Source organism: Streptomyces capoamus, assembly GCF_014654935.1.
In the GTDB taxonomy this organism is placed as follows: Bacteria; Actinomycetota; Actinomycetes; order Streptomycetales; family Streptomycetaceae; genus Streptomyces; species Streptomyces capoamus.
Genome location: NZ_BNBF01000011.1, coordinates 161,889 through 168,740, shown reverse-complemented (window position 1 = coordinate 168,740; position 6,852 = coordinate 161,889). Strand labels below are relative to the sequence as shown.

At 74.3% G+C, this 6,852-nt stretch carries 7 protein-coding genes and 1 pseudogene; 6 read left to right on the top strand and 2 right to left on the bottom strand.

Going from position 1 to position 6,852, the window contains the following annotated elements; all coding sequences use genetic code 11:
- Positions 1-274 (bottom strand): annotated as a pseudogene (locus IE312_RS40885) (phospholipid carrier-dependent glycosyltransferase); the annotation flags it as partial.
- 151 nt (positions 275-425) lie between these two features.
- Here IE312_RS40885 and rsmI point away from each other — a divergent pair.
- From rsmI to IE312_RS19235, 6 genes are all read left to right on the top strand, one after another.
- Positions 426-1,277: a 16S rRNA (cytidine(1402)-2'-O)-methyltransferase gene (gene rsmI / locus IE312_RS19260; RefSeq protein WP_189983398.1), complete on the top strand. Its 852-nt coding sequence runs from the start codon at positions 426-428 to the stop codon at positions 1,275-1,277.
- 236 nt (positions 1,278-1,513) lie between these two features.
- Positions 1,514-1,918: a hypothetical protein gene (locus tag IE312_RS19255; protein WP_189983396.1), complete on the top strand. Its 405-nt coding sequence runs from the start codon at positions 1,514-1,516 to the stop codon at positions 1,916-1,918.
- 48 nt (positions 1,919-1,966) lie between these two features.
- Positions 1,967-2,866 carry a TatD family hydrolase gene (locus IE312_RS19250; protein ID WP_189983394.1) on the top strand — a complete coding sequence of 300 codons (900 nt, stop codon included), beginning with the start codon at positions 1,967-1,969 and terminating at the stop codon, positions 2,864-2,866.
- Positions 2,867-2,980: 114 nt separating this feature from the next.
- The gene (locus tag IE312_RS19245) at positions 2,981-4,372 is read left to right on the top strand and encodes a resuscitation-promoting factor (RefSeq protein ID WP_189983393.1); all 1,392 of its coding nucleotides are present in this window, start codon (positions 2,981-2,983) and stop codon (positions 4,370-4,372) included.
- Positions 4,373-4,574: 202 nt separating this feature from the next.
- A complete protein-coding gene (gene rsmA, locus IE312_RS19240; RefSeq protein WP_189983391.1) occupies positions 4,575-5,444 on the top strand; it encodes a 16S rRNA (adenine(1518)-N(6)/adenine(1519)-N(6))-dimethyltransferase RsmA in 870 nt (289 codons plus the stop codon).
- On the top strand, positions 5,441-6,334 hold the full coding sequence (locus IE312_RS19235; RefSeq protein ID WP_189983389.1) for a 4-(cytidine 5'-diphospho)-2-C-methyl-D-erythritol kinase: 894 nt from the start codon (positions 5,441-5,443) through the stop codon (positions 6,332-6,334). The genes rsmA and IE312_RS19235 overlap by 4 nt, the downstream gene beginning before the upstream one ends.
- 8 nt (positions 6,335-6,342) lie before the next feature.
- Here the strand turns inward: IE312_RS19235 and IE312_RS19230 are convergent.
- A partial coding sequence (locus IE312_RS19230) for a Uma2 family endonuclease (RefSeq protein WP_229900132.1) occupies positions 6,343-6,852 on the bottom strand: 510 nt, incomplete at its 5' end.

Here is a 6,852-nt window from a genome sequence, read left to right as displayed (position 1 = left end):
GCATGACGCCCGCCATCAGCGTCACCAGCAGCGGCCCGCCCCAGCCCGACCAGCGGGTGAGCCGCTCGGCGAGGTGCGGCGGCACGCCGAGCACCCGCCACAGCCGGGGGCTCGGCTCGGCGTACGGCGGCACCAGCCGGTCGCGGACGTCGCCCGAGGGCGCGTCCGCGGCCGGCGTGTACCCGAATCGGCGCAGCCGCTGCTGCCACGACGGCCGCTGGTCGTGCGGTGCCTGCCCCTGCCGGAGGTCCATGGAGGACGCGGTACTGGTCACCGCGCCATCGTAGGGAACCGGCCTGTGCGAGTCCCGTGCATGCGCGGTACCGGTCCGGACACGGTCCCTCCCCACGGTCCGGTTCTCCTTCCGTCACCCCCGTTGCGCGGGCCCCCGGAACCGGCCCCGGGACTCCTGGGAGGATGGGGGCGTGACTGGAACCCTTGTCCTGGCAGGTACCCCCATCGGCGACATCGCGGACGCGCCGCCCCGGCTCGCCGAGGAGCTGGCCGGCGCCGACGTCGTCGCCGCCGAGGACACCCGGCGGCTGCGCCGGCTCACCCAGGCCCTCGGCGTCACCCCCAAGGGCCGCGTGCTGTCGTACTTCGAGGGCAACGAGTCCGCCCGGACCCCCGAACTGGTCCAGGAGCTGCTCGGCGGCGCGCGCGTGCTGCTGGTGACCGACGCCGGGATGCCGTCGGTCTCCGACCCGGGCTACCGGCTGGTCGCGGCGGCCGTCGAGCAGGACATCCGGGTCACCGCCGTGCCCGGGCCGTCCGCCGTGCTCACCGCGCTCGCCCTGTCCGGGCTGCCCGTCGACCGGTTCTGCTTCGAGGGCTTCCTGCCCCGCAAGGCCGGCGAGCGGCTGTCCCGGCTGCGCGAGGTCGAGGGCGAGCGGCGCACCCTGGTCTACTTCGAGGCCCCGCACCGGCTCGACGACACCCTCGCCGCGATGGCCGAGGTCTTCGGCGCGGACCGGCGGGCCGCCGTCTGCCGCGAGCTGACCAAGACGTACGAGGAGGTGCGGCGCGGTCCGCTCGCCGAGCTGGCCCGGTGGGCCGCCGAGGGCGTGCGCGGGGAGATCACCGTCGTGGTCGAGGGCGCGCCCGAGCCCGGGCCGGAGGAACTGGACGCCGCGGAACTGGTCCGCCGGGTACGCGTGCGCGAGGAGGCCGGCGAGCGCCGCAAGGAGGCCATCGCGGCCGTGGCGGCGGAGGCCGGACTGCCGAAAAGGGTCGTCTTCGACGCCGTGGTCGCCGCCAAGAAGGCCGACCCCCGATAGGGGCGCATACGGCCTCTGAGCAGGGCTCTTCTCGGGTGAGCGCGCGCCCCATGGGCGGGCAAAGGGCCGGCGTCGATGGCAAAGCCCAGACGTCTCGTTCGCGACCCTTCGGCAAGCGATGCCCAAATCGCCTCCAACACTCGACAGGCCTGATGCGCTTCCCCCGGCCGAGGCGTCCACTGGTCGGAGGGACGCACCCGTCCATCAGGGACGCACCCGTGCATCAGGGAGCTGGCATGAGTGACACAGCAGGGCAGACCGGTCTCCGCGGTACGGCCACGGCCGTCGTTCACGAGTCCTATTCGTTCGCCTGCATGCGCTGCGGGCACGGCTGGGAGCAGTCGTACGAGATAGAGCACCACACCGACGTCCAGGGCAGGGAGTTCGTGCTGTACGTGGCCGACGGCGAGGTCGTGCCGTCGCCGCTCAGCCGGCCGTGCTGCCACAACTGCGACGGCCACGTCGTGCGGATCATGCGCGCGGGCCAGGTCTCCTCCGTGCGCGGCGCGGCCGGGCGGCGGCAGCACCCCGCACCGCCGGCGGGCCCGGCCGAGGCGCCGCGGGTGCCGGCTCCGGCCGGGGAGCCGCACCACTGGCACCTGTCCGACCTGCTGCACCCCTTCCAGCGCAGGGCGAGCTAGGGCGGATCACCGGCCGCCCGGGGCATGCCCCTTTCGTAGGATCGGGGCATGCCTTCGAACGCCGGCCACAGCCCGAGAGACGACGACAAACTGGCGGCCCCGCCGCTCCCGGCACCGCTGCAGGTGCCCGTCGCCGACTCCCACACCCACCTCGACATGCAGTCCGGCACGGTCGAGGAGGCCCTGGCGAAGGCGGCCTCGGTGGGCGTCACGACCGTCGTCCAGGTCGGCTGCGACATCAAGGGCTCGCAGTGGGCCGCCGAGACCGCCGCCGCCCACGCGGACGTGCACGCCGCCGTCGCCCTCCACCCCAACGAGGCGCCGCGCATCGTGCACGGGGACCCCGACGGATGGTCCCGGCAGGGCGCCCGCCCGGCGGGCGGCGACGCGGCCCTGGACGAGGCCCTCGCCGAGATCGACCGGCTCGCCGCGCTGCCGCAGGTCAAGGGCGTCGGCGAGACCGGCCTCGACTACTTCCGCACCGGCCCCGAGGGCAAGGCGGCCCAGGAGCGCTCCTTCCGCGCCCACATCGAGATCGCCAAGCGGCACGGCAAGGCACTCGTCATCCACGACCGCGACGCCCATGCCGACGTCCTGCGGATCCTGAAGGAGGAGGGCGCACCCGAGCGCACCGTCTTCCACTGCTACTCCGGTGACGCCGAGATGGCCGGCATCTGCGCCCGCGAGGGCTACTTCATGTCCTTCGCCGGGAACGTCACCTTCAAGAACGCCCAGAACCTGCGCGACGCCCTCGCCGTCGCCCCGCCGGACCTGGTCCTCGTGGAGACCGACGCGCCCTTCCTGACCCCCGCGCCCTACCGCGGACGGCCCAACGCCCCGTACCTGGTGCCGGTCACGGTCCGCGCGATGGCCGCCGTGCGCGGTGTCGACGAGGACGTGCTGGCGACGGCCCTGGCCGCGAACACCGCCCGCGCCTTCGATTACTGAGCGCCCGTTCGCGGCGCAACAGTGCGTAGCCGAGTCGCTTTGGAGAGTGACCGGCGCTCCGCTAGGTTCTGGGGGCCCGAACCGGACCCCTCTGGCCCCCTGGAGCGTGTCGGCGTGAGCACGTCGCAGTACGAGACGTACGGCCCCTACGGCCGTGACGCCTCCGTCCACACCGCGGAGACCCTGCCGTACGGCCTGTACCAGGACACCTACCGGCCCGGCTACGAGGCGGAGACCTCCTTCGTCCCGGAACCGGTGCCGGTGCCGGTGCCGGAACCGGTGGCTCCGCCGCCGCTGCCGCGGCAGACGCCCCCCGCGCCCGGGACGGTGTCGCCCGAGCCGGCGCCGCCCCGCACACCCGCGCCCGGAGGGCGGGCCGCGCGCCGGCGCAGGGCGCGCTCCGCCGAGCGCCCGGAGTCCGCCGTACGCCGTCTGCTGCCGCAGGCCCTGGTCGTGGCCTTCCTGGCCGGCGGCACCACCGCCTTCGTCGCCCAGGACAAGGCGGTCGAGCTGAGCGTCGACGGCAGACAGCGCACCCTGCACACCTTCGCCGACGACGTGAGCGAGCTGCTCGCCGAGCAGGGCGTGCGCGTGGGGGCGCACGACGTGATCGCACCCGCCCGGGACGCGACGCTCACCAGCGGCGACGAGGTCGCCGTGCGGTACGGCCGCCCCCTCCGGCTCACCCTCGACGGCCGGCCGCGCGAGGTGTGGACGACGGCACACACGGTGGCGGGCGCGCTGGACCAGCTCGGGGTGCGGGCGGAGGGCGCCTACCTCTCCACCTCGCGCTCCCGGTCCATCGGACGCGCCGGGCTCGCTCTCGACGTGCGCACCGAGCGCGCGGTCACGATCCTCGCCGACGGCCGCACCCGTACCGTCCGCACCAACGCGGCCACCGTCCGCGAGGCCATCGAGGAGGCCGGCATCACCCTGCGCGGCCAGGACACCACCTCCGTCCCGCTCGACAGCTTCCCGCGCGACGGGCAGACGGTCACCGTGCTCCGGGTGACCGGCGGCCGGGAGGTCCGCGAGGAGCAGATCCCGTTCCAGGTCCGGCGGACCGAGGACCCGTCGCTGCTCAAGGGCACCGAAGTCGTCGACCAGGCGGGCCGGCCCGGGCTGCGGCGCACCACCTACCTGCTGCGCAGCGTCAACGGCGTCCGGCAGAAGCCGCGCCTGCTACGGACCGAGGTGGTGCGCGCGCCCCGCACGCAGGTGGTGAGGGTCGGCACCAAACCGCGGCCCGTCGCCGTGGCCGGCGCCGAGGGCCTGAACTGGCAGGCGCTCGCCGCCTGCGAGTCCGGCGGGCGTCCGCACGCGGTCGACGCCTCCGGCACGTACGGGGGCCTCTACCAGTTCGACAACCGCACGTGGCACGCCCTCGGCGGCAAGGGCCGCCCCCAGGACGCCTCCGCGGAGGAGCAGACCTACCGCGCGAAGAAGCTGTACGTCCGCCAGGGAACGGCTCCCTGGCCGCACTGCGGGAGCCGCCTGCACAAGTGACCTCCGGCGGGCCGACAGCCACGGCCGGGCTGGCCGACGTCGCCCACGGCCGGGCGGGGCGCGGCCACGGTCGGCGGGGCCGGCCCGCGAGAATCCCCGCTGTCGGTCCCGGGCCTGGGACGGCAGCGACGGCAGGCCGGCTCTGCGCCCCCCGGCGGGCGCCTGGCAACCCGGCCCCCGCCGCCCCCGTACCCTTGTCCCCGTGAGCAGCCCCACCCCCGACGCCCTCCTCGGTCCGGCCGACGTCCGCGAACTCGCGGCAGCGCTCGGTGTCCGTCCCACGAAGCAGCGCGGCCAGAACTTCGTGATCGACGCCAACACGGTCCGCCGTATCGTCCGCACCGCCGACGTCCGTCCCGACGACGTGGTGGTGGAGGTCGGCCCGGGACTCGGTTCGCTCACCCTCGCGCTGCTGGAGGCCGCCGACCGGGTCACGGCCGTCGAGATCGACGACGTCCTGGCCGGCGCGCTGCCCGCGACCGTCACCGCCCGCATGCCCGAGCGCGCCGACCGGTTCGCGCTGGTGCACTCCGACGCCATGCACGTCACGGAGCTGCCCGGCCCCGCCCCGACGGCCCTGGTGGCGAACCTGCCGTACAACGTCGCCGTCCCCGTGCTGCTGCACATGCTCGACACCTTTCCGAGCATCGAGCGCACCCTCGTCATGGTGCAGTCCGAGGTCGCCGACCGGCTCGCGGCCGGGCCCGGCAACAAGGTCTACGGCGTGCCGTCCGTGAAGGCCAACTGGTACGCCGAGGTCAAGCGGGCCGGGGCCATCGGCCGCAACGTCTTCTGGCCCGCGCCGAACGTCGACAGCGGCCTGGTGTCCCTGGTGCGGCGGACCGAGCCGGTCAAGACGACCGCCACCAAGCGTGAGGTGTTCGCCGTCGTCGACGCGGCCTTCGCGCAGCGCCGCAAGACCCTGCGGGCCGCGCTGGCCGGCTGGGCCGGATCGGCCGCCGCCGCCGAGGCCGCCCTGGTCGCGGCCGGGGTCTCGCCGCAGGCACGCGGGGAGTCGCTGACCGTGGAGGAGTTCGCGCGGATCGCCGAGCACAAGGGGGCGGGCGCGTGAGCGTCACGGTCCGGGTCCCGGCCAAGGTCAACGTCCAGCTCGCGGTCGGCGCCGCCCGCCCCGACGGTTTCCACGACCTCGCCAACGTCTTCCTCGCCGTCGGCCTGTACGACGAGGTCACGGTGACCCCCGCGGACGGACTCCGGATCACCTGCGAGGGCCCGGACGCCGCCCAGGTCCCCCTGGACCGCACCAACCTGGCCGCGCGCGCCGCGATCGCGCTCGCCGAGCGCCGGGGCATCGAGCCGGACGTCCACGTCCACATCGCCAAGGACATCCCGGTCGCCGGCGGCATGGCGGGCGGCAGCGCGGACGGCGCGGGGGCGCTGCTCGCCTGCGACCGGCTGTGGGGCACGGGTGCCTCCCGCGCGGAGCTGCTCGCGATCTGCGCCGAGCTGGGCAGTGACGTGCCGTTCAGCCTGGTCGGCGGGGCGGCGCTGGGGGTGGGCCGTGGGGAGCGGCTGACCGCGCTGGAGGTCGGCGGCACCTTCCACTGGGTGTTCGCGATGGCGGACCGGGGCCTGTCGACGCCGGCGGTGTTCCGCGAGTTCGACCGGCTGGCCGAGGGACGGCGGATCCCGGAGCCGGTGGCTTCGGCGGAGCTGGTGGCGGCGCTGGCGAAGGGGGACGCCGAGGCGCTGGCCGCGGCCGTCTCCAACGACCTCCAGCCGGCCGCGCTGTCCCTCTTCCCCGAGCTGGCGGACACGCTGGCGGCGGGACGCGGGGCGGGTGCGCTGGCCGCGCTGGTCTCGGGATCCGGTCCCACGACCGCCTTCCTCACGCGGGACGCGGAGTCGGCGGAGAAGGTGGCCGGGGCCCTGCGGGCGTCGGGGACGTGTAGGGCGGTGCGGACCGCGGGGGGACCGGTGGCGGGGGCGACGGTGGTCTGAGGGTGTAGCTAGAGGTTGTCGATGGCGGTCAAATCGATGTCGATGGGGTAGGGCTTGTCAACCTTCAGGCGGTCTCGGTGGATCCCGGTCGACCGGTACGTACCCGATTTCTCCGACAGCTCGAAGACCTCGACGACGGGGTAATCGTCCGGCTCGGCCATTTCGACCACCCAGTAGTACCGGATGCCCGCTGCGGCGTACTTGTGCGTCTTCGTGAGCCGGTCACGGGCCTCGGACTCAGGGGAGATGACCTCGACCGCGAGTACGACATCCTTACCCTCGAAGTACGTCTGCCTCAGCCCTTTCTTGGCTGCGGCCTTGATCACGCAGATGTCCGGTTCGGGCCCGTTACGGCTGTCCAGCACCACCGTCATCTCACGCGCCACCCTCAGATCAGGCGGCACGCTACTGCGCAGGCCGGTCACGAGCAGGTCGATCGTGACGAAGTGGAAGTAACGCTGCGGGCTCACAAGGACCAGGCTCCCGTCGATCAGCTCGGTGTGCGGCGGGAGATCAGG